The 23,245-nt window shown below is 47.8% G+C and carries 19 protein-coding genes; 14 read left to right on the top strand and 5 right to left on the bottom strand.

All coding sequences use genetic code 11. The annotated features are described in order from the left end of the window. Window positions 1–1,668 carry a hypothetical protein gene (locus V6669_RS28960; protein ID WP_338589208.1) on the top strand — a complete coding sequence of 556 codons (1,668 nt, stop codon included), beginning with the start codon at window positions 1–3 and terminating at the stop codon, window positions 1,666–1,668. A gap of 537 nt (window positions 1,669–2,205) precedes the next feature. On the opposite strand, the gene V6669_RS28955 is transcribed toward V6669_RS28960, so the two are convergent. Then, a complete protein-coding gene (locus V6669_RS28955) occupies window positions 2,206–3,420 on the bottom strand; it encodes a Glu/Leu/Phe/Val dehydrogenase dimerization domain-containing protein (RefSeq protein WP_338589206.1) in 1,215 nt (404 codons plus the stop codon). A gap of 346 nt (window positions 3,421–3,766) precedes the next feature. On the opposite strand from V6669_RS28955, the gene V6669_RS28950 reads away from it, so the two are divergent. The 3 genes from V6669_RS28950 to V6669_RS28940 all read left to right on the top strand — a co-directional run bounded on the left by V6669_RS28950 (window position 3,767) and on the right by V6669_RS28940 (window position 7,004). Beyond that, complete coding sequence (locus V6669_RS28950; RefSeq protein ID WP_036671622.1) at window positions 3,767–4,282, top strand: DUF2179 domain-containing protein; 516 nt, start codon at window positions 3,767–3,769, stop codon at window positions 4,280–4,282. A gap of 290 nt (window positions 4,283–4,572) precedes the next feature. Next, complete coding sequence (locus V6669_RS28945; protein WP_338589202.1) at window positions 4,573–6,000, top strand: hypothetical protein; 1,428 nt, start codon at window positions 4,573–4,575, stop codon at window positions 5,998–6,000. A gap of 326 nt (window positions 6,001–6,326) precedes the next feature. Further along, on the top strand, window positions 6,327–7,004 hold the full coding sequence (locus V6669_RS28940) for a hypothetical protein (RefSeq protein WP_338589200.1): 678 nt from the start codon (window positions 6,327–6,329) through the stop codon (window positions 7,002–7,004). Between the two features lie 74 nt (window positions 7,005–7,078). Here the strand turns inward: V6669_RS28940 and V6669_RS28935 are convergent, their stop codons facing one another. The 3 genes from V6669_RS28935 to V6669_RS28925 form a co-directional block, all read right to left on the bottom strand. Then, complete coding sequence (locus tag V6669_RS28935; protein ID WP_338589198.1) at window positions 7,079–8,155, bottom strand: substrate-binding domain-containing protein; 1,077 nt, start codon at window positions 8,153–8,155, stop codon at window positions 7,079–7,081. Window positions 8,156–8,295: 140 nt separating this feature from the next. Next, entirely contained in the window at window positions 8,296–9,480 is a 1,185-nt protein-coding gene (locus tag V6669_RS28930) for a glycosidase (RefSeq protein ID WP_338589196.1), read from the bottom strand. Next, entirely contained in the window at window positions 9,477–10,667 is a 1,191-nt protein-coding gene (locus V6669_RS28925) for an AGE family epimerase/isomerase (protein ID WP_338589194.1), read from the bottom strand. The genes V6669_RS28930 and V6669_RS28925 overlap by 4 nt, the downstream gene beginning before the upstream one ends. Window positions 10,668–10,891: 224 nt before the next feature. On the opposite strand from V6669_RS28925, the gene V6669_RS28920 reads away from it, so the two are divergent. The 10 genes from V6669_RS28920 (at window position 10,892) to nikE (ending at window position 21,958) form a co-directional block, all read left to right on the top strand. Then, complete coding sequence (locus tag V6669_RS28920; RefSeq protein WP_338589192.1) at window positions 10,892–12,205, top strand: extracellular solute-binding protein; 1,314 nt, start codon at window positions 10,892–10,894, stop codon at window positions 12,203–12,205. 196 nt (window positions 12,206–12,401) lie between these two features. Further along, the gene (locus V6669_RS28915) at window positions 12,402–13,289 is read left to right on the top strand and encodes a sugar ABC transporter permease (protein WP_017691677.1); all 888 of its coding nucleotides are present in this window, start codon (window positions 12,402–12,404) and stop codon (window positions 13,287–13,289) included. Between the two features lie 2 nt (window positions 13,290–13,291). Next, window positions 13,292–14,125: a carbohydrate ABC transporter permease gene (locus V6669_RS28910; protein ID WP_091012558.1), complete on the top strand. Its 834-nt coding sequence runs from the start codon at window positions 13,292–13,294 to the stop codon at window positions 14,123–14,125. Between the two features lie 22 nt (window positions 14,126–14,147). Then, window positions 14,148–15,185 carry a glycoside hydrolase family 130 protein gene (locus tag V6669_RS28905; RefSeq protein ID WP_338589185.1) on the top strand — a complete coding sequence of 346 codons (1,038 nt, stop codon included), beginning with the start codon at window positions 14,148–14,150 and terminating at the stop codon, window positions 15,183–15,185. Window positions 15,186–15,251: 66 nt separating this feature from the next. Further along, complete coding sequence (locus V6669_RS28900; protein ID WP_289390633.1) at window positions 15,252–16,199, top strand: 1,4-beta-xylanase; 948 nt, start codon at window positions 15,252–15,254, stop codon at window positions 16,197–16,199. A gap of 294 nt (window positions 16,200–16,493) precedes the next feature. Beyond that, window positions 16,494–18,128 (top strand): nickel ABC transporter substrate-binding protein, encoded by a 1,635-nt coding sequence (gene nikA, locus V6669_RS28895; protein WP_338589180.1) that lies wholly within the window; start codon window positions 16,494–16,496, stop codon window positions 18,126–18,128. Window positions 18,129–18,376: 248 nt separating this feature from the next. Then, window positions 18,377–19,321: a nickel ABC transporter permease subunit NikB gene (gene nikB, locus V6669_RS28890; RefSeq protein ID WP_338589178.1), complete on the top strand. Its 945-nt coding sequence runs from the start codon at window positions 18,377–18,379 to the stop codon at window positions 19,319–19,321. Next, window positions 19,318–20,148, top strand: a complete 831-nt coding sequence (gene nikC, locus V6669_RS28885; protein ID WP_338589176.1) for a nickel ABC transporter permease subunit NikC — start codon at window positions 19,318–19,320, stop codon at window positions 20,146–20,148. The genes nikB and nikC overlap by 4 nt, the downstream gene beginning before the upstream one ends. 39 nt (window positions 20,149–20,187) lie before the next feature. Beyond that, window positions 20,188–20,994 (top strand): nickel import ATP-binding protein NikD, encoded by an 807-nt coding sequence (nikD, locus tag V6669_RS28880; RefSeq protein ID WP_338589174.1) that lies wholly within the window; start codon window positions 20,188–20,190, stop codon window positions 20,992–20,994. Between the two features lie 163 nt (window positions 20,995–21,157). Continuing rightward, window positions 21,158–21,958 (top strand): nickel import ATP-binding protein NikE, encoded by an 801-nt coding sequence (gene nikE, locus V6669_RS28875; RefSeq protein ID WP_338589172.1) that lies wholly within the window; start codon window positions 21,158–21,160, stop codon window positions 21,956–21,958. A gap of 482 nt (window positions 21,959–22,440) precedes the next feature. Here the strand turns inward: nikE and V6669_RS28870 are convergent, their stop codons facing one another. Next, window positions 22,441–23,019 (bottom strand): NAD(P)H-dependent oxidoreductase, encoded by a 579-nt coding sequence (locus tag V6669_RS28870; RefSeq protein WP_338589170.1) that lies wholly within the window; start codon window positions 23,017–23,019, stop codon window positions 22,441–22,443. Window positions 23,020–23,245 lie beyond the last annotated feature (226 nt).

Here is a 23,245-nt window from a genome sequence, read left to right as displayed (position 1 = left end):
ATGGAGGAATCCTCCGACTTCCGCACACTCAAAATTCTGGATCGCTTTCGTCCGATCATCGTCAGAACAGGGGCGGATTATGATGTGCTTCGCCTGATTTTGCGGGTGAAATTCCAGATGGATCAACGCAGAGTACCTACCATTTTGTCCAACAATTCAGGGAAAAAAGAGCGCAAGGAAGGGAATCAGTTTCTTCGTTCCCTGTGGTTGTATGGATTAATGGGACTGATGATGGTTCCCTTCATCGTCTGGGATACAGGGCATTTCATGCTTCAGATGGGTCTTGTGTTTGGTATCTTAATGTTTATGATCATGACGTCCATGATCTCGGATTTTTCCTCCGTACTGCTGGACATTCGGGATCGTAATATTATTATGACCAAGCCTGTTAATGGGCGAACGGTGGGTATGGCCCGAGCCATCCATGCAGGCGTTTATCTGCTATTGCTGACGGGTTCATTAACCGGTATACCGTTAATAGCCGCGTTGGTGACGCATGGGATCGGATTCTTTCTGATTTTCCTTGTAGAACTGATTCTGATCAATATGCTGATTCTGGTGACAACGTCTCTGATCTATCTGTTCATGATGAAGTTTCTGGATGGCGAGAAGCTGAAGGATATGATCAATATGGTGCAGATTCTGCTTTCGGTGGGGATTGCGATCGGTTATCAGCTGGTGATTCGTTCGTTCAGCATTATTGACTTTGGTATGGTATTTACCCCGGCTTGGTGGCAGTTGCTATTGCCTCCGTTATGGTATGCGGCCGCATATGAATGGTTATTTGCAGGGGGCGGGAATGTGTGGATCTATACGTTCACAGCACTGGCAGTCTTGGTTCCGGTGGTAAGTCTGATCATTTATGTGAAGCTTATGCCTTCCTTTGAGTTGTATCTGGAGAAAATGGCACACTCGGGTCAGTCCTCCGGACGAAGACGTGGAAGATGGGATCGGTTGATCTCAAAGGTGGTCAGTCGTTCCAGAGAGGAGCAGGCTTGCTTCCGTCTGTCAGCCAGCATGATGCGTAATGAACGGGAATTCAAGCTGAAGGTGTATCCATCGCTTGGTTTATCATTTGTTTTACCTTATGTATTTTGGTTTACCGAATTACAATCTTCTACCTGGGCGGAGTTCAGGCAAAGTTCGTTTGTATACACCTTTTACATTGTACTGATGCTAGTTGTAACGGTTGTGGTCATGTTGAAATTTTCGGGACAATACAAAGCGTTCTGGACCTTTCGCGCTGCACCGATGGCGAACGATAGCGCGTTATATAAAGGCGCTCTGAAGGCGTTCTTGTGCAACATGTTCCTGCCTATATTTCTGGCAAATGCCATTCTGTTCACCTGGGCATTTGGATCACGGATACTGCCGGATATTGCGATAATTTTGTTGACGGCTACGGCACTTGTCCCACTGGCAGGCAAATTGTTGCTGCGTAAGCCGCCGTTCTCCCAATCTTTCAGTATGGCGCAGCAAAGTGATGGTTGGTATGTATTCGCCGCCCTCCCTGTGCTTGCCATGTTATGGGGAGTCCATGTCTTTTTCCGTTCGGCATCGGGGGGCGTATGGATCTATGGTGCGCTATTGATCGTAGCGAATGTGTTGCTGTGGACGCTGCTGTTTCGAGAGAAGAAGACAGCGAAGAAGAGGTCGGTTGCAGTTTAAGAAGTTACAGCAGAACAGAAGAATAAAAGAAAAGCGATAAGGGATTAGAAAGTAAAAGGACGAAGTGATAAGAGCCTAGAAGAGTTAAGAGTGCTAAGAAGAACTAAGAAGAGCTAACCTGGACATGGATGTCGGGGTTAGCTCTTTTAGTTAGGTGATGCTGCCCCCAAAGAAACTTCATCCGCAGCGCTAACGAACCTGAGGCAACCTATTCACGGTCAAAATCTGAAATATAAATTCTAACGAACCTCAGGAACACTATCCTTCGGAAAAGTAGTTATTTCGCTTGAAAAAGGACCAAACTAGGCACAATAGGATGTCTGAGATTCGTTAGATATTAGATGCATGCTAAAAGGGGTTAATAACGTGTATCAGGTTCGTTAGAATGAGGTAAAGCAGTGGAGGCTCTCTTGCAGAGGTAAGTCGGAATCCAATGAAGCCCATAATGAGTTCCTGGTACATTCAAACTTAGAACCTATAGAGTGGCGGAGAATGTGTTGGTGGTATGATTATACTTAGATGGCAGGGTGGAAAACCTTATTTTTTATGGCCTGATCGGAGGATGGATTCCGCTAGCTGATCGGCTGCATCCGCTGTGGAGATCGCAGATTGCGTAGCTTCTGCGTATACCTTGCTCAGCGTGCCTGCAATCCCCGCCACTTTTTGGCGGATCAGGTCAGGCCCGGCGCCTTCCAGCTCGTAGGCGGTGGAGATGATTCCGCCTGCGTTGAGCACATAATCAGGCGCGTACAGGATGCCGCGCGCCTGCATGCGGCCTGCAACCAGCTGTCGTTCACTCAGCTGGTTGTTGGCCGCCCCGGCAACAATGGAGCAGCGCAGCTCCTCCACCGTTGCCGGGGTCAGTACGCCCCCTAAGGCACAGGGGGCGAAGACCTTGCAGTCAGCGGCGTGAATATGGGCCGGATCGGCCGGGATGGCGCCGCTGAACTGCACAAGGGCACGTTGTACACGCTCCGGTACAACGTCTGCCACAATGAGCCGTGCCCCGGCTGCATGCAGGTAACGGCACAGGGCATACCCGACCTTGCCCAGTCCCTGGACGGCAACGGGAATGCCCTGCAAAGATGCAATGCCTTGCTGGCGCAGCGAGGTCACAATGCCGATGTGTACACCGTAGGCGGTCATCTCGGCAGTGAAGTCATCCTGCGCCCCAAGTGAACCCGTGGTGTCCGTCACATGTGCGGTCTCCAGTCGGATCTGGTCCATGTCTGTCGCCGTGGTACCCAGATCAAGACCGGTCACGTACCGTCCGTTCAGCCGCTCCAGACAACGACCCAGTGCGCGAAAGCGCTGCTCCCGCTTGGATACGTCCGTATCCAGGCTTTTATCTATACGATCAGCACCCTGATCGGCGACGACTTCCCGTTCAGCGGCAGCGCCCTTTTGCTGCTCTCCCCCTAGATCTCCAGCGACCTGCTCAGCACTTTGAGATCCGCAATCATCCTCATCCGGTTTTGCATTTTTCGCAATAGGCACATTCCATATGACCACTTTCCCGCCACCATACGGCAGTCCGGAGATTGCATTTTTGTACGTCATGCCTTTGGCAAGTTTCACGGCATCAAGGACAGCCTCTTCCTCGGACGCATACGTCCAGTAGCGGCATCCGCCCAGCGCAGGTCCAAGGACCGTGCTGTGAATGGCAATGACTGCCCTCAATCCACTATCTGCATCATGGCAAAAAATGAGTTCCTCCATGCTTTCCCGCTCCATCTCCTGCCATAGCTGCATGACGGCACCCCCTTTTTGTTTTGACCCATCCATCCTGGTTCTGACCTGATATCCTGTGCCAGCGTGCTTGGCTTTATGATGATACAGCATATTCAAAGACCCCCGTTTTCGACCCTGGGACCTCCGCCGGGTTGATAATCGGTACAAACGGTTCTATAATGGCAGTTCCGGCATGCCAGAGAGCAGAAAATGCCTATGGATTTACATCCAACCGTTTAGAATGAGGGTATAACGTCCAATGATGGAGATAGAGCGAACGTAAAGGAAGCATGGAAGAATCGAAATCGTCGAGGATATGCAGCAGAGGGCCGAGTTAGCTGTGAAGGCCAGGAAAGAGGGATTGTGATTGTTTAAAATATTGGTATTTATCTTTTTGATCCAGATTGTATATGTATCGGCTTATACACTCCGGATGATTCTGACACTCAAAGGACAGAAATATATCGCCGCACTGATCAGCATGGGTGAGATTGTGATCTATGTGCTCGGTCTGAATCTGGTGTTAAACTATCTGAAACAACCGGAGGCCCTGATTGTATATGCGGTAGGTTACGGATTGGGTGTGCTGCTCGGAGCGTGGATTGAAGAAAAGATTGCGCTCGGTTATATCACCGTTAAAGTAATCTGTAATCAGCTGGATGGAAGCGTCGCGAATGCCCTACGGGATAAGGGCTACGGCGTTACTGCATGGGTGGGCAGTGGACGTGATGGAGATCGGCTTGTGATGGAGATTCTGGCAAAACGTAAAAACCAGAAACTGCTCTATCAGACGATTCTCAGTCTGGACCCGAAAGCATTTGTCATTACTGTGGAGCCCAAACAGTTCCATGGTGGCTTCTGGACACGTTCCATCAAAAAGTAAAATCGAGCAGGTCTGCGGCAGATGCAGTCCTGCTTTTTTAATTTCATCCCATCTAGAATGTTCTTGTTACCTCGATGTATCCCTGAAACCTCACTCTCCAAGTTAACTCTGTACGATTCAAGGTTGCTTACAGTACAAACCCTTACCATACCAGCCTTTCCTAACCACATGTGAGATAGGGATTATTGTTGTAATCGCTTTCAACAATTACATTGAGAACATGTCCTTCGTAACTTGGCATGGCAGCGATGGACGAATGTCATCATCATATATTGGGAGGAATGGAATCGATGAAAACCAAATTTCGAAGCTTATGCAGCACAGCTCTGGCTCTAACGTTGGGGTTAACTTTATTGTCCGGCCCGGCAAGTGTGCAGGCAGCGGGTAACGCAGACTACAATCTAACAGGCTTCTCCCAAGGGAACGCGGGCGGCGGCATCATTAGCGAATCAAACACAGCCACGTATAAGAAAGTGTATAATGCGACCGATCTGGCATTGGCGTTGAAAAAGAACTCCGGTGTCAAAGTCGTTGAGATCATGAACGATCTGAATCTGGGATGGAATGAAATTCCGAGCGCAGCGCAGACTTCTCCTTTTGCCAAGCATAATGATGCGCTGACGCATCCCGTATTGAAACAGACCGGTGTTAGCAAGCTCACGATTGATGGTTTCAATGGACTCACGATTTTCTCCGCCAATGGTTCCAAGATCAAACACGCTGCGATCAGCGTGAAACGAAGCTCAAATGTCATCATCCGCAACCTGGAATTTGATGAGTTATGGGAATGGGATGAATCCACCAAAGGTGATTACGACAAGAATGACTGGGATTACATCACCCTGGAGGAGAACAGCAACGTATGGATTGATCACTGCACATTTAATAAAGCCTATGACGGACTCATCGATTCGAAAAAAGGAACCAGCGGCGTGACCATCTCCTGGTCCCTCTTCAAAGGGGATGACGGCAGCTCGAACAGCTGGGTTACCCAGCAGATTAACGAATTGGAAGCAAATAAGGCTTCCTATCCCATGTACAACTACTTGCGCAGCAGTGCTGTAGGTCTTAGCAAAGCCGATATTATCGCTATCTCGGGACCACAAAAGAAAGGACATCTGGTCGGTTCGACCAGCCTGGAATCAGCTAACGCCAACCTGTCCATGACGCTGCACCATAACTTGTACAAGGATATTCAGGACCGGATGCCACGCCTGCGTGGAGGCAACGCACATGCATACAACATCGTGATGGATGCGACAGGGGCACGTGCCGCTAAAGCCAAAATTACAACGGCGATGGCAACAGCGATTGCGTCCAAAGGTTATAAGTTCGATATCATTGGCAACGGAGCGATTTCTACGGAAAGCGGGGCCGTCTTGGTTGAGAAATCAGTCATTAAGGACGTGCTATATCCTGTTCGTAACAATCAGACCGATCCGGCAGATCCAACCTATACCGGCAAAATCAGAGTGACCGATACCATGTACTCCCTGGATGGCAGCTCATTCCGTGGAAGCAGTGATACGTCTGGCAGTCCACTGGCGCCAATCCCGGCAGTGGTAAAATCGTTCTCCTGGAACGGTTTCTCGACACTTCCTTACAGCTATACCACGGATGATCCATCTACGTTGAATGCTCGCCTCACGGCTTCCAATGGCGCGGGTTCGGGTAAACTGACCTGGTCCAAGGACAATTGGTTGAAGACAAGTTATTGATATCAGAGTAACCTGTTGCTTTTACGTTCTTCAAATAAGGAAAAGAGTGCTCCTGCAGCTACGATAGCCGGGAGTGCTCTTTTTATATAAATCAGCTTCATTAACAGTTTGGCGGGCCGCTTGAAAAGTGACTCCTTGTTAGGGTGGAACATCTCCAGCTACAGCATGTGTTGGTCTCCCGGGTAAACGTTATATATCGATATTCATCTTCATTACATCAGCGAGTAATTTATGACAAGTTATCCATTTTTACAAGTATGACTTGTAATTTTACTTACCGGTAAATATAATTTATTAGAATTGACCAATAAGGATGGTGAAGCAGCTTGGATGTATGGATATACTCCGTACTTACTCTTGTTTATTTGATACTTGTTATTCGGATGGGCGTCGATTTAACCCAGAGGAAGCAATGGCTCGCGTATTCCAGTTTTCAGCTATTTGTAGCGTTCAGCTTGGCATATGATAATGGAATTATTGCTTTAGGTAATTTGATAGGGGAAGGGGAATTGTTAATTGTTCTTAGTAGCCTTCGATTTTGGCTACATGCATTTGCTACCCCTACCCTTATTCTGGTTGGCTACCATATCTTGCGTAGCTCAGGTGCCAAGTTTGCAAATAGAAGTATAACGAGTGTGGTAGCATGGCTGATAACTTTAGGTTTGGTTATCTACCAGATTGTAGGTTTTACTTTATCCGAGGTTCAAAATCTCAAGGTTATAGAAGAGTATGGAGTACTGAGATATATGGCAGAAGGTCATGGAGGTCCGCCGATGATGGTGATCATCGTGGGGCTTGTACTCTTATTTGTTAGCCTGATCGTTCTTTTCAAACATAAATGGGTATGGCTGTTTGTTGGGACTGCATTATTGTTTGTAGGACAGTTAATCTCCTTACCAGTGGAAACCGGAACTTTAACCAATGTGTATGAGTTAATCCTCATCCTCTCGATTTGGAGAACGACTACATTTTTGAAGAATTCAACAGATCGTCGCCCTCGTTAAGCTCTTATGCATCAGAAAAGACTGGCCAGTAGATAAAGGCCAGTCATCTGTGTTCGTTTATTTAATTGTATAATTCAGATATCCATGGTATCTGATGAGGCAGACACAGCACTCACCGAGTCACGATAGATGATATTACCTTTCACGTGTACACGGCCGAAACTGCGGTTCGGGTTGTCGACCTTTTTGAGCATCGACTGGACTGCCGTGCGCGCCATCTGTTCCACATCCACTTCAACAGTTGTCAGCTTGGGATCGGAGAGCATCGCATAGATATCATTATCAAAACCAACAACAGAGCATTGGCCAGGCACCTGAATATCCATGGAAGTCAGTTTCTGAACGAGCAGATGAGCGACCTGATCACAGTTGCATACAAAAGCGGTTGGCAGCTGTTCCGGCAGATCAATCTCAATAAACGTACCCCGTTCATCCCGATCATTCAGAACCAGATCCGGATTCATTGGCAACCGATGTTCCAGCAAGGATTTGTAATACCCAAGGAATCGGTCCTGGATACTGCTCGTGGAATAGAGGTTTCCCACATAAGCAATGTTACGATGGCCCTGCTGAACCAGATAGTTCGTCAGCTCATAGGCAGCGTAGAAGTTATCGGTAACGACGGAATCGATATCGGAATGCTCATCGTAGAAGTCGAGAAACATTTTGGGAACTTCCATTGATCGCACCAGTTCAATATACTCTTTGCTGATCTGTCCGAGCACGATGAAACCATCGACCTTGTTGTCGCTGTACAGCTTGGGCAGTGTTAATTCCTCCTCATCCTCCACATTCAGAATGTGTAGAATGCCGTAGTAGCCCTGTTCCTCCAGATGTTTGGTGATGCGTTGGAACACGCGTACATAGAACGACTGCGTAGGCCCGGTAAAACGCTCCGGGATAATTACGCCAATATTATGGGTTAAGCCTTCCTTCATGGAACGGGCAGCAGCATTATACCGATAGCCCATTTCAACAGCAAGCACTTTAATTTTTTCCTTTAATTCGCCACTCACGCCATCTTTATCATTCAATGCTTTCGAGACGGTCACACTGCTGACCCCGAGCCTGTCGGCGATATCCCGCATGGTGATATTGTTCTTCAGTATGGTCGCCTCCTTCAAGCCGGTATAGGCACAATGTGCTGTCATTATGATGAACACTTTCTTCCAACATAATAACAATCCATATCAGTATACATCGTTACCCACTCGGAATAAAGCCATTCTGGTTGTTGTTACGCTAATTTTCATCACATTGCAGGTTTCCCTGAGAGGACGCTCTACCGATGTTATGTCAATTGTTTCTGTAGAAGCTTCTCATTCTGTTCAATCAGCTGACCCCGTTGGCTAGCACAGTCCAAGGAACGATATGGATCAGCCGGTGTATTGAACGTATAATCGACCAGTTTCTCCAACGTGGTTGTTGCCACATGACAGCGGGTATCACTGGATGCGTAATAGATAAAGACTTCTTCCTTCTCATTGATCACAGCACCGTTGCAGAAAATAACATTGGACACATCGCCTACCCGCTCATCGTCATAAGGGGCAATGAAGTGGCCGCCCGGCTTGGCAATAATACGCGCCGGATCATTCAGATCCGTAGCGAAAGTGTATAACACATAACGCAGGCCTGCTGCGGTGTTCCGAACTCCGTGAGCAATGTGAATCCAGCCACGATTCGTCTTGAGCGGAGCAGGGCCTTGACCGTTTTTGACCTCATATACCGTATGATATTGCCGTTCGTCGATAATGGTCTCTTCATGAATGACAGGGTTCAAGATATCCTCACACAGACCAAAGGCGATTCCGCCGCCGCTGCCTGTCGAGATGAATCCGTCCTGTGGACGGGTGTAGAAGGCATACTTTCCATCCACGAATTCCGGGTGCAATACGACATTGCGCTGTTGAGGGGAATTGGTCGTGATGTTGGGCAACCGTTCCCAGCTTGTAAGATCCCGTGTCCGAACCAGTCCTGCCTGTGCAACTGCGCTGGACGTATCAAATGCAGGAGCCTCCGGGTCTTTGCGTTCCGAGCAATAGATGCCATAGATCCAGCCATCTTCATGTTGAACAAGGCGCATATCATACTGATTGGTTTCATCCGCATCGATATCATCCCAGACCAATGGTTTACCCGTGAAACGGAATCCATCGATGCCATTGTCACTCTCGGCGAGCGCAAAGATTGATTTGCGATCTAATCCTTCCGTACGAATAACCATGACGTATTTGCCATTGAAATAGATGGCTCCCGGATTCAACGTCGCATTAATGCCCAGACGCTCCATAAAATGCGGGTTCGTCGTCTCATCCAGATCGAATCTCCAATGCAGCGGTACATGATGGCGAGTGATTACCGGATATTGATACCGATCATATACGCCATTGTAGAAGGAAGAATTGATCTCATTGGGGCGACTAAGTAGCTGCTCCTGTTTCTCCAGTAACTCCTTGTATTTCGGGTGTATCATTCTGATCCCATCCTCTCGATTAGTTCAATACAGAATCTGCTATTGTGATACGGGCATTTCCACGGTCCAGCAATCTCGCTCTGATCCGGTGTACCGTTCCCATCAACCGACCAGTACCATTCCCCACCAGCGCGCTGATCAATGATGTTTTCTTTTGTATAGGTCCACAAGCGTTCCACTCTCTCCAGAAACAAGGGATCGCCTGTACGCTGATACGCGTTATAGAAACCGACCATCGCCTCAGCTTGAACCCACCAGATTCGCTTCTCATCGATATGTTCACCTTCTTGTTCATTTAACAGGGAACCATCGGCATTCACGGCTACATTGGAGATGTTATAGGCGATATCCGTTACCATCGCTGCATACTCCGGATGTTGTTCCATCCCCAGAACTTTCAGTGCTTCGTCAATCAGCCAGCTGGCTTCAATGTCATGTCCGAACGAGCGCAGATCGATGATGGATTCCCACTGTTTGTTGAAAAATACCCCGAGAAACTTGGTGTCTTGGTCATACACGCGTTCATACAAAATTCCGAGCAGGCGTTCCAGCGCCGCCTTCACTTGTTGATCCGGCCACACGCGATAGAGCGTGGTGTAGGCCTCCAGCACATGGATATGCGTATTCATTGTGTAATCCGCAATAACCCCATTTTCGCTCAGCATTTCATTGGGCTGTTCCTTCCATGTGCGATCAAATTGTTCCTTGTACGCAGGTAGTTCGGCATCCAGACCTTTGTCCTCGATTAGAGCAAAAAGCGTTTTCGCAAGTTCCAATGCAGAAGCATCCCCAGTTGCACGATAGTACTCACTGAGTGAATACACGCCGAATGATTGCGTATACACATGTTTGCTCGTGTCCAGTGCTTTCCCTGTGTAATCTACCATCCAGTACATACCGCCATATTCGGTATCCATCACATGGTCAGCGAGAAAACGGTATGCATGTTCAGCATGCTCGCGCCATCTTTCGTTTCCGGTAACCCGATACGCCGCTGCAAAAGACCAGAGTTGTCGTGCCGTGGCGATCCCGCCTTTGGGGGCCTGTGGATTCACCTGAAGATCATTGCCAACCCAGCCGTAGAATCCACCGTGGGTTGCATCTTTAAGGTTGGACCAGAAGGGTAAAATCTGCTTCTCCCAATGCGCCTTAATTTCAGATTGGAGTTCGGTTGTTTTTGTATTCATAAGTGAGCGCTCCTTCTAAATAGTGCATCAATCTAATTAAATTAAGTTATCGGTAACTTTACTAAACAATATTAGTGCTCTGAAAAACAGATGTCAACGAAATACCTCGCAATTTTTCTTGTTAAGTTATAAATAATTTAATTGACAGGTAAGCGTTACCATAATAGAATTCATTTTGTAACCTTAACGATAACTTAATTAACTTAAGAGAGGGGTCGAAACAATTGAGAAAAAACAAAGGTTGGATGATGTTGCTGACGATGCTGCTCATCACTTCACTACTTGCTGCATGTTCATCCGGAGGTGGATCTTCGCAGGTAGGGGAGGAGATCAGTACAGATCCGGCAGATATCAAGGGTGAGATTACTGTCCTTACACAACGTACAGATATTGTTGATACCGTATTCAAAGACTACGCTGCTGAGTTCAATAAGGAATACCCGGATGTCAAAGTGAACTTTCAGGCACTAGCCGACTACGAAGGACAAGTGAAGATCCGTATGAGCACCAAGGATTATGGTGATGTACTGATGATCCCGACCAGTGTTCCGATCGCGGATATCCCGGACTTTTTCGAGCCGCTCGGCACGTATGATGAATTGAAAGACAAGTACACCGCCATTGAAGAACGCATGGTGGATGGTCAGGTCTACGGTATCCCTACCGTGATCACGTTCTCCGGAATCATTTATAACAAACAGGTCTTCAAAGACGCAGGCATTATGGAAGTTCCAAAAACACCGGAGCAATTCCAGGCTGCGCTTCAACTGGTCAAAGACAATACAGATGCGGTTCCGCTCTACACCAACTATGCATCCGGCTGGGCCCTCACCCAATGGGAATCGGACCTGCCAACTGTTGCAGGCAGTGTGGATTACGTTAACGTGGACCAACCGAATACAGATGAGAACTTTGTGCCTGGTCAGCCGCACTATGAACTATATAAAGTGCTCTATGATGCAGCCAAGAACGGTCTAATCGAGAAAGATCCAACAACAACCGACTGGGAAAGCTCCAAAGCGGATCTCGCCAAAGGCAAAATTGCTACGATGGCACTTGGATCTTGGGCGATCACACAGATCCAAGGCATGACGGATACTCCCGACGACATTGGTTTCTTACCTTTCCCAACCAATGCAAGTGAGGTTGTGGTTCCGCTCTCCGCAGACTATAACATCGGCATGAACGTGAACAGTGAGAACAAACCTGCTGCCAAAGCCTGGATTGACTGGTTCCTGGCGAAATCAAACTACGCGGTTGAACAGGGTGGCGGTATGGATGCAGACAAGAATGCTGAATTACCACCCATTTTGGATCAATATAAAGACGTTAAATTCTCCACGCTTACACCTGCCAAAGAAGGTCAGGAAGGTCTGGTCGACAAGATTGATAACGAAGGCGAAATCGGTCTCTGGCAGCCTGACTTCAAGAAACGCATTATCGAAGCAGGTATTGGGAACCGCAAGGAATCGTATGACGACATTATGAAAGATCTGAACGATAAGTGGGTCAAAGCAAGAGCAGAACTCACGAAATAATTGGATTAACGTAAGTGGATCAGGTGATGAATGAACTGCGGGGATATAGGAATCCATTTATGAATGGAGCATGGAGTATGTGGTATTTGAAAGCATGATACCCATGCTCTTCCCCCGGCAGTTATTCCGCAGGAATTCCATTGGACGGGAGTCTTTCGATATATAGGCGGGAGAACCGCTTGGAGGTGTGGAGAGCATGAAGTACTTAAAACTTTCGAATTGGGGCTACTCAGCGCAACGCATATTTATCATCTGTGCCTTCTCAATTATTCCGCTGGCGTTGCTGTTCACGTTTGCATACTTACCAGTCATCAACATGTTCAAATACAGTTTCACCGATTGGAACGGATATAGTAAAAGGTTCGATTATGTTGGCTTTGAGAACTACACTCGCATATTCAGTGATCCCGAATACTTCAAAGTATTTATTGTCAGCTTGTACTACTTCGTGGCTACGTTCTTACAGATGGGATTGGCGCTTTACTTTGCCACGATTCTGAGTTTCAAAGTTCGAGGCAAAAACTTCTTCAAAGGCATACTGTTTTTCCCTTATTTGCTGAATGGGGTAGCCATCGGTTTTATCTTCCTCTTTTTCTTCAAACCTGACGGTACACTCGATATGCTCATGCATGCTGTAGGGCTGGGACAATACACGCAGCTCTGGCTCGGTAATCCGAATATTATTAACGTGTCACTCGCAGGTGCATCGGTATGGAGATACATGGGCTTCAACTTTATCATTTTCCTGGGTGCAATCTCCTCCATTCCGAAGGATGTGTATGAAGCATCGGATATTGACGGCGCCAATCGCTGGCAGCAATTCCGCCATATCATTCTGCCGAGTATTACGCGCATCCTGCAGCTTAACCTGATCTTGGCCATTAGCGGCGCAATTAGTGCGTTCGATATTCCATATATCATGACCGATGGTTCCAACGGCAGTATGACATTTGTAATCCAGACGGTTCATTTGGCGTTTAAATACGGCAAGCTGGGACTGGCATCCGCCATGGCTGTGGTGCTGCTCTTGATCGTTATTCTCGTTACGCTTGTGCAGCGCGTCACCATGAAAGGGGAGGAATAAACGTGACACAACTCAAATACACCCTTGCGAGCGTGGTTAAATATGCTTCCCTGGTGCTTGCGGCGTTTATCGCACTGTTACCTATCGTGGTCATCCTGTTTGCATCTCTCAAAACGAATGCGGAATACGCTACCAGCAGCCCGCTTGCCCCGCCAGCCAACTGGCTGAACTTTGCGAACTATGCGAAGGCTTTTGTGGATGGCAACATGCTGGTTGGTTTCAAAAATACCATTATTATCTTGGTCATCTCCATTATAGGGGCGACCTTAACGGGTTCCATGATCGCGTATGTGCTGGATCGGTTCAAATTCAAAGGCAAGAAAATCATGGTCGCGGCATTCCTGCTCGCTACCCTGATTCCAAGTGTTACGACACAGGTCGCCACATTCCAGATCATCAACGCGCTCGACCTGTTTAACACACGCTGGGCGGCCATCGTGATGTACCTGGGTACAGATATCATTGCGGTTTATATCTTCCTGCAGTTCCTTGGCTCTATCTCCAGTGCATTGGATGAATCCGCTATGCTGGACGGCGCGTCGTACTTCACGATCTACTGGAAAATCATTCTGCCATTGCTGAAACCAGCCATTGTAACGGTCATTATTGTGAAGGGCGTGAACATCTATAACGACTTCTACACACCGTTCCTGTACATGCCAAAGACCGATCTACAGGTCATATCCACCGCCTTGTTCAAATTCAAGGGACCGTTTGGATCGCAGTGGGAAGTCATCAGCGCTGGCATCATGATCGCCATTATTCCAACCATGATCATCTTCCTGTTGTTACAGAAGTACATCTACAACGGCTTCGCGCAAGGCTCTGTTAAATAAAATCCGAAGGGAGAAATGAAAAATGTCAGTTGCTGAAACGAAAAACGTACACATTGTTGGGGATGCTTTGCCGAATATGCCATGGGAAGCCAAACCGGAGGGAACGGAAGGCCCGGTATGGAGACATTCGGCGAATCCGGTGGTTCCGCGTAACCCGGTCAAAGGTGTTGCCCGCATTTTCAACAGTGCTGTTGTACCGTATGAAGGAAAATTCATTGGTGTATTCCGCGCCGAAACCGTTAATGGACGTCCGCATCTGCACATGGGGGCGAGTGACGACGGTTTGGAGTGGACAATTGAAGAAGAGCGCATTGCATTTGTAGATGAAAATGGCGATCCGTTTATGCCGAACTATGCGTACGATCCACGTTTGGTCAAAGTCGAAGACACGTATTACATCATCTGGTGTACAGACTTCTATGGCGCAGCACTGGGTCTGGCCAAAACAGATGACTTCAAAACATTTGTCCGCCTCGAAAATCCAATGCTGCCATTCAACCGTAATGGCGTATTGTTCCCGCGCAAAATCAAGGATAACTATGTGATGTTGTCCAGACCGAGCGACAGTGGACATACCCCATTCGGAGACATTTTCCTGAGTGAAAGCCCGGATCTCGTGTACTGGGGCAAGCACCGTCATGTGATGAGCAAAGGCGGCCAAGGCTGGTGGCAATCGGTCAAAATTGGCGGCGGTCCTGCTCCGATTGAAACGTCCGAAGGCTGGCTGATGTTCTACCACGGCGTCACTGGAACCTGTAACGGTTTGGTATATAGCATGGGTGCGGTCATTCTGGATCTAGATGAACCCTCCAAAGTAAAATATCGTTCTTCTAACTTTGTACTGACACCGGAAAAATGGTACGAGGAGCAAGGCTTCGTTGATAACGTCATCTTCCCGTGTGCAACACTGCATGATGCTGATACCGGACGTATCGCCATCTATTACGGCGCAGCCGACACGTATGTGGGCGTGGCTTACACGACCATCGAAGAGATCGTGAACTATGTGATCGAGACGGACGAAGTCATTGCAGGAGATCACGAGGAAGGCAAGCTGTAATTGAAGTGAAAGTGTGTATATTCGGTCATTGTATTTACATTAAGTTAACAGGAACACTGGGGAGCAATGCATATGGATTATATTAAGGGATTTACATTTGGCTGGATGAGTGGCAAGGGCGACTTTCGCAAGCCGGAAGCCAAAGAATCCTTGCGCCTGATGGCTGAACGTACAGGCAGTTCACATGTTATTTTTGCACTGGCGGCACATCAGGATCATCCGCAGGCGGTAGAGGTCAAGTATCGGGGTGAACATCTGGTGGAGGATGATGAACTAATCGACATGATTCGTTATGCCCGTACACTCGGGCTGCGTATCATTCTGAAACCAACCGTTAACTGCACCGACGGCACATGGCGTGCACACATTAACTTTTTTGATATCGATGTGCCTTGTGAGCCGAAGTGGAAGGATTGGTTCTGCAGTTACACGGCATTTCAGAAGCATTATGCAGGGATTGCAGAGCAGGAAAAGTGTGAGATGTTCATCGTAGGCTGTGAGATGGTGCAATCCGAGCGTCGGGATCAGGAATGGCGCGAGGTAATCGCTGGTGTGCGTGAAGTGTACACGGGACCGGTGTCATACAATACGGACAAATATCAGGAAGGTCATGTGAAATGGTGGGATGCTGTGGACGTCATCTCTTCCAGTGGGTATTATCCCATCGGAGATTGGGAGGCACAGCTGGATCGAATTGAGCAGGCGATTGCTCCCTACGGCAAACCTTTCTTCTTAGCAGAAGCAGGCTGTCCCAGCCGCAGTGGATCAGCCCAGGTACCAAACGATTGGGGACTGGAAGGCGAAGTGAATGCGGAGGAACAAGAGCGTTTTTATGAGGCGATGTTCCGGCATGTCAGTCAGCGTCATTGGGTACGCGGATTCGGTCTGTGGGATTGGAGCGCACATCTGCACGCGGAGAAGGATGCGCTGACCGATGACGGATATGGAGTTTACGGCAAGCCAGCGGAGCAGGTGATTCGTCGGTTCTATGAGGGCATCGCTGTAGACGTTTAAATGAGAAACAAGAAGGCGTATGAAGATGGATTTCAGTAATATATCTGCATATGTACTTTCGTGATTACCTTGCTGTGAGCAAGGAATAGCAGATTATTGTGGAACTTATTTTTGCAGTTGCGATTTATATTCAGGTCGAGAGGCTCTTCCTCCTATAGGAAGGGCTTTTTTGGCTATTTTAATAACAACACATACTATGTCGAATTTTGTTGACAAAAGGAGGGCTCCTGCCTATTCTTAATGGATGAATATGATAATCATTATCATAAAATAGAGAAAAGGGGTTCAACATCCATGTCTGTTCAACATCGCAAATCTTCGGCCCTCACGCTGGCAACTATGCTCTTGTTGTTATTCGTTATTGTGGGTTGCAGCAATACAGGAAGTGGAGATGAATCCTCATCTGCTGCTTCGGATCAAACATCTACGAAGTCGATTACGATGTCATGGCCACGTGATATCGGTACAATGAATCCGCATACGTACAATCCTTCGCAATTATTTGCCCAATCCATGCTCTATGAGCCACTGATCAGTTACCAGAAGGACGGAAAACTGGAACCTGCTCTGGCAGAATCATGGACCATCTCCGATGACGGCAAGGTATATACATTCAAGCTTCGCCAAGGTGTGAAATTTTCAGATGGTACGCCATTTAATGCTGAGATTGTGAAAAAGAACTTTGACGCTGTAATGAAAAACAAAGATACACATAGCTGGCTGGGCATTGTAGGTGTGCTCGACAAGACAGAAGTTGTGGATGACCATACTTTCCGATTGACACTCACAGAGCCATATTATCCGGTTCTTCAGGACTTGTCTGTGGTCCGTCCGTTCCGCTTCCTGGGTGAAGCTGGATTCCCTGATGACGGAGATACTTCCCAAGGCATCAAAGAGCCAGTTGGAACGGGCCCGTGGATGCTGGCTGAATACAAGCAGGACGAATATGCTGTTTTCAAACGCAACCCGAATTATTGGGGAACAGCACCGAAGGTAGATCAGATTACGGTCAAAATCATTCCTGACGGTGAAACCCGTGTCCTTGCTTTTGAAAAAGGCGATCTCGACCTGATCTATGGTGAAGGTATGATCAGTCTGGATGCGTTCCAGGAGCTGCGTGACAATGATAAATATGTGACCCAATTGTCTGATCCGGTGGGCACACGCAGTCTGCTGCTGAACTCTTCTAATCCAAAGCTGTCCGATGTCAGAGTGCGGATGGCGCTCCAGCAAGGGTTTAACAAACAGGCGATGGTGGAAGGCGTTACTTCCGGATTGGAAGAACCAGCCGATACCGTATTGTCCAAAAACTATCCGTACACCAATGTAGACCTGGAACCGATCACGTATGACGTGGAGAAATCCAAAGCTTTACTGGATGAAGCAGGTTGGAAGCTTCCGGCTGGTGGTACGGTTCGTGAAAAAGACGGTCAGCAGCTTGATTTCGAGATGATTTTTGACAAAACGGACCCGATTCAGAAAGCGATGGCTGAGACCATTCAGGCGGAATGGAGCGAGCTTGGGGTTAAAGTAAACCTCACTGGGCTGGAACTTACGGTTCAGATCAAACGCTTGAAAGCCAATGATTTCGACCTGTATTTCTGGTACAACTATGGTGCTCCATATGATCCACATTCATTCATTAACGTTGTGGCGAGCCCTGGATTCGGGATTTCCGAGACCCTGAGTGCGTTGCCGATGAAAAAGGAACTGGACGATCAGGTGCATGCAGCACTGTCATCTACAGACGAGACGAAACGCCAGGAGTTATATGGCTCCATCCTGAAAACACTTCAGGAGCAATCGGCGATTGTACCGATCTCTTATATTAAGAAAACGGCTGTGTATCAGAAGAAAATTTCCAACTTTATTTTCCCGGCGAATCGTGATGAAAATCCGTTTGTGGGCATTGAATTGGGCAATCAATAATTTGTATAAGTTCAACTAAAGAATGTTTACACGTGCCACTCCGATGACAGAATAACCTTCCGATCGCTGTTATCCCCAGATTTTTTTGATTCCCTTTCTAAAGGGAAAATCCGGTGATAAAGGCGAACGCTACGCTTCTTCAGGTTTTTTCTGTCCTCTCCGTTCTCGTGTAAAAAAATTAGTTGAACTTATATAGTGATTTCAAGAGTAATAAGCTCATGTAGCTTGAGAACAGGGAGGAATGTTCAGTGATCGGTTATATTGGTAAACGAATGATCGCGATCATTCCTATCGTTTTTATCGCTACACTTGTTACCTTTGCGCTTATTCATATTTCACCGGTTGATCCAGCCGAGGCTTATCTGACAGCCGCTCATATCTATCCGACACCGGAGCTACTTGCGCAAAAGCGGCATGAGTTCGGTCTGGACCAGCCTTTATTAACCCAATATGCGCATACGATTCAGAAGATTGCCAAGCTCGACTTGGGCACTTCGTATCTCACCAATAAACCTGTATGGGATGAAGTGAAATTAAGGCTTCCGGCTACGGCTGAGCTAGCCTTCTGGAGTATGTTGTTATCGGTTTTGGTAAGTATTCCTTTGGGAATACTGGCGGCGGTGTATAAGAATAGCTGGATTGACATGGTCAGCCGTGCGATTTCCTATTTTGGAGCATCTATTCCGCAATTCTGGCTTGGTTATCTGTTGATCTTCTTTTTCTCGGTAAAGCTGGACTGGCTGCCTGTGGAAGGACGTGGATCGTGGGAGAATCTGGTTCTGCCTACGATTACACTTTCCTTGATTCTTATTGCGGTCTACACCCGATTGTTGCGTTCCAGTGTACTGGAGCAATTGCAGGAGACATATGTACAGTACGCAAGAACACGCGGGATTCGAGAACGAGTCATTATGCTGAAACATGTGCTGAAAATCGCCATATCGCCCCTTATTACGGGGATGGGGATGAGTATGGGCAAGCTGCTCACAGGCACCATTATTGTAGAGCAGGTGTTTTCCTGGCCTGGGTTCGGCCGTTATTTTGTCGATGCGATATTTAACCGGGATATTCCCGTGATTCAATGTTATGTCTTCCTGGCGGCATGCTTGTTCATCGTATGCAATCTGCTCGTTGATCTGGTGCAGCTCGTTATGGACCCACGGATTTCAGCGAAAGGACGGGCAGAACATTGATAAACAAATGGCGTGCGGTATTTAAAGGACAGAGAGCCATCCAGATCTGCTCGGTGATCATATTGCTTTTCTTCGTGATCGCGTTATTAGCTCCATGGATTGCTCCTCATGACCCTGTGAAGGTGAATCTGTTGCAGAAGCTGGCGAGTCCATCGCTGGAGCATTGGCTGGGAACGGATCATCTGGGACGCGACAATCTCACCAGGCTGATGTATGGCGCGCGGGTGTCGCTTGGATTTGCTACCCTGATCTTTCTTTCTTCTTTGCTCATAGGTGTCATTGTAGGTTCAATCTCCGGTTACATTGGTGGCTGGGTGGACAGTCTGTTGATGCGCTTGTGTGAAGGCATTATGGCGTTTCCGAATCTGGTGCTGGTGCTCGGTATTGTGGGGATTTTTGGTCCAGGTCTGATGCAGGTGCTTCTGGCCCTCATGATGGTGCAGTGGGTGTATTATGCACGTATCTGCCGGAACATGGTCGTTAGTCTGAAAGAACGGAACTTCATCGCTGCGGCGCGGATTAGCGGCTCTTCTTCGTGGACGATTATTCGCAAACATATCATCCCCAACGTGCAGCGTCCCATCGTTGTAATGGGCACGCTGGAGATGGGATGGGCGATTATGGATATATCTGCTCTGTCCTTCCTGGGACTCGGTATTCAACCACCGAATGCAGAGTGGGGAGCCATGATCCATGAAGGAACGGGATATATTCGCAGTCATCCGGAGTTGATGATCTACCCGGGGGCATTGATTCTGCTCGTAGTCATTACGTTCAACATTTTGGGAGAAGCGTTATCCGAGCGTTATGGCATTGCAAAAAGGTAGTGGTTCGGAATCGAAGGCATATGAGGGGTGAACGTAACGATGGATGATGCAGCGAAAGTACTCGAAGTTCGTGGTCTGCAAGTGAATCTAAAAACAGCGGAGGGTTCAGTCCCGTTACTGGAGCCCATTGATTTTGAATTAAAAAAAGGTCGTGTCTTCGGTCTCGTCGGTGAGAGTGGCAGCGGTAAGACCGTTACGTGTAACGCGTTGCTCCATCTGCTTGATCCGCGCAGGATGGAAGTGTCGGGCAGCATCCACCTGAATGGACGGGAGCTTGGCTCGTTGTCAGGTGAGGAGATGCGGCGCATCCGCGGCAAGGAAATCGGATTTATTATGCAGAATCCGATGAATGCTTTTACACCCGTATATACGATTGGATCTCAATTCATTGAAACCTTGCGTACGCATACGGGAATGTCCAAAGCAGCTGCCAGGGAGCGGGCCATTGCTGCCTTGGCAGATATGAACTTACCCGAACCAGCCAAACTGATGAAGCGATATCCCTTCCAACTGAGTGGCGGTATGTTGCAGCGTGTGATGATCGCCATATCGATGTGCCTGCGACCGGCCTTGGTTATTGCTGATGAACCAACGACGGCACTGGATGTCGTGAATCAGTTCAAGGTGCTTCAGGAATTGGATCGGCTACGTACTGAATACGGGACCTCCATCTTGCTCATCTCCCACGATCTGGGCGTGATCTCGCAAATGGCGGATGAAGTCGCGGTCATGCAGAAGGGTCGAATTGTGGAGCAGGCGGATGTGTACCAACTGTTCGATCACCCGCAGCATGAGTATACCCGGATGTTGTTAAATGCCAGGCCTAGTATGTCTTTGGGACGATAGGACGATAGCGATTAATAAAGAGTTGAATCGTTAGTGAATGTAAGTGTAGTACTGGTGTGAGCTATGTTTGAAGCGGGTAGCGCAGGGGTGGAATGGACATGATCATGTGGAATTCCTTCTTCGGAGATTGCTTCTGCCAAGTACAAGAGAGGAGGATGACCTGATGCTTCAGGTACGTGAAGTAAGCCATAGCTATGGCAAACGCAATTGGCTGGATCGTTCGGGAGCGCGTCCTCCTGTGCTGGCAGATATCTCGCTTACGATCGAAAAGGGTGTGTGTCTGGGACTGCTGGGTACGAGCGGGGCAGGTAAAAGTACCTTGGGTAAAATCATACTTGGTCTGGAGAAGCCCAGCCAGGGTCAGGTTTTATTTCAAGGACAGGATATCTACCGATCCAGCAAACCCGTGCTCAAGGGATTACGGCGTGATCTGCAGGTCGTGTTCCAGGACTGTTATTCGGCTGTGAATCCACTCATGACTGCCGCGCAGATCATTGGGGAGCCGCTGGATAATTACGAACGATTGTCGGCAAAAGAACAATTTCGTGTGATTGGACAACTGCTCGAGCAGGTTGGACTTACACCAGAGGATGCAAATAAGCTTCCGCACCAGTTCAGCGGTGGCCAATTACAGCGAGTTAACATCGCACGAGCTATCGCGCTCAAGCCAAAGTTAATCGTACTGGACGAATCGATCAGCAGCCTGGATATGGTGCACCAGACGCAAATCTTATCTCTATTGGCTGAGCTAAGAGCATCCTACGGGTTATCGTATCTCTTTATCACACATGACATTCGGGCCGCCATGACGATCTGTGACCGCATTGCCGTAATGGATCAAGGGAAGTTGGTCTATAGCGGTGATGCGGGAGATTCGGTAATGCAGTCAGACCATCCGGCAGTCCAGCAGCTGGTTACAGCTATTTTGCCTGAGCATCCATCGGGTCGTATTTCGTTTGGGTAATGCGTTGTTTTGTATGGTTGTAGATGGGCAAGTCGCTAACGAACCGAGTGAGCGTTAATTGGCGATTTAGCAAGGAATGCAAAATGTAACGAACCTCAGTGAAGTTATTCCGGTGCAAACTAGTTTAAAACCGCCAAATGATACACAGATCGAGGAAATAACGCGTCTACGATTCGTTAAACCTCAGACTTGTCGAAAATGGCGCTAATAGCGTGTTTACGGTTCATTAGACTATAATGAATGCTAAAAGGGTTGTCCCCTACGTCTTGTTCAAGACGTAGGGGACAACCCTTTTTTGTAACTGGGAGTAAGCACAATTCCTGCTTTCTGATATAAATTAAACTAAAATTTACAATTGCGCTACTCGCGAAAAACAGGACTACCTCTGAATTACGCATATCCCCAGATTTTTGATTTAACTTACAACGTGAATATCTGGAGAGAAGCGTATACTTCCGATGAGGTTTTCTTACAGAAATCTTTTACCCCATCTTCCGCCCAAGCTGCTCAATCTTATCAAGCCAATTCTTTCTCTGTTCATCTGACTTCTTACCAACTTGATCTACAGTTGTTATCCGCACAGGTTTGATGCCAGTCAGTGCAAATGTGGAGATCTTCATCATTTTATGTGCGGGCTCACCTTGGAACCATTTGAAGTACCAGCTCGGACCATCCATCGTGGTGATCATGCGAGCGGTGCGGCCTTTGAGCAGTTGATCCGGGAAAGGTTTTCCTTTTTGATACTTGAAGGCGTAACCTGGCATGAAGATTCGGTCAACGAAACCTTTCAGCAGGGCAGGTGGTCCTCCCCACCATATTGGGAACACCCATACGAGATGCTCGGCCCACTTGATTGCTTCTTGGGCCTCCAGCAAATCTGGTTCAAGTGGAAGTTTATTACGATATCCTCCTTCCAGATTCATGTTGAACGCCAACTCGTTCAGGGTGATCATGCGAACGTCGGCACCCGCTTGCACCGCACCTTTGCGGTACGCCTCGGCGATTGCACCGTTGTAACTGGGGGAGACGGGATTGCCTTGAATAATTAATATTTTTTTCATGGAAGATGACACGTCCTGACTATTTTAGTTAATGAACACTAACCTCATGTGCAAAAAGAAAAGGTCACGTATGACCCGGTAATCCATCTGTATATCCTGATGGTATGCTGACGATTCTCTTTTAGAAGTTATTCAACAAGTCCGCTTTTGATTACAAATCATGCCTAGCGGCATCATCCGCATCGAATATGGGATTCAGCCGAAATAAGCGGGGTGCTTACGAAGG

The organism is Paenibacillus sp. Y5S-9 (assembly GCF_036894235.1).
Lineage (GTDB): Bacteria > Bacillota > Bacilli > Paenibacillales > Paenibacillaceae > Paenibacillus.
The sequence above is the reverse complement of the archived record's forward strand: the minus strand, read 5'-3'. Positions and strand labels throughout refer to the sequence as shown.

Excerpts from the sequence above, each read along its gene's own strand:
- V6669_RS28960 (WP_338589208.1), top strand. The coding sequence starts at position 1 with ATGGAGGAATCCTCCGACTTCCGCACACTCAAAATTCTGGATCGCTTT.
- V6669_RS28955 (WP_338589206.1), bottom strand. The coding sequence starts at position 3,420 with ATGCAGCTATGGCAGGAGATGGAGCGGGAAAGCATGGAGGAACTCATT.
- V6669_RS28945 (WP_338589202.1), top strand. The coding sequence starts at position 4,573 with ATGAAAACCAAATTTCGAAGCTTATGCAGCACAGCTCTGGCTCTAACG.
- V6669_RS28935 (WP_338589198.1), bottom strand. The coding sequence starts at position 8,155 with ATGACAGCACATTGTGCCTATACCGGCTTGAAGGAGGCGACCATACTG.
- V6669_RS28930 (WP_338589196.1), bottom strand. The coding sequence starts at position 9,480 with ATGATACACCCGAAATACAAGGAGTTACTGGAGAAACAGGAGCAGCTA.
- V6669_RS28925 (WP_338589194.1), bottom strand. The coding sequence starts at position 10,667 with ATGAATACAAAAACAACCGAACTCCAATCTGAAATTAAGGCGCATTGG.
- V6669_RS28915 (WP_017691677.1), top strand. The coding sequence starts at position 12,402 with ATGAAGTACTTAAAACTTTCGAATTGGGGCTACTCAGCGCAACGCATA.
- V6669_RS28905 (WP_338589185.1), top strand. The coding sequence starts at position 14,148 with ATGTCAGTTGCTGAAACGAAAAACGTACACATTGTTGGGGATGCTTTG.
- V6669_RS28900 (WP_289390633.1), top strand. The coding sequence starts at position 15,252 with ATGCATATGGATTATATTAAGGGATTTACATTTGGCTGGATGAGTGGC.
- nikA (WP_338589180.1), top strand. The coding sequence starts at position 16,494 with ATGTCTGTTCAACATCGCAAATCTTCGGCCCTCACGCTGGCAACTATG.
- nikD (WP_338589174.1), top strand. The coding sequence starts at position 20,188 with ATGGATGATGCAGCGAAAGTACTCGAAGTTCGTGGTCTGCAAGTGAAT.
- nikE (WP_338589172.1), top strand. The coding sequence starts at position 21,158 with ATGCTTCAGGTACGTGAAGTAAGCCATAGCTATGGCAAACGCAATTGG.
- V6669_RS28870 (WP_338589170.1), bottom strand. The coding sequence starts at position 23,019 with ATGAAAAAAATATTAATTATTCAAGGCAATCCCGTCTCCCCCAGTTAC.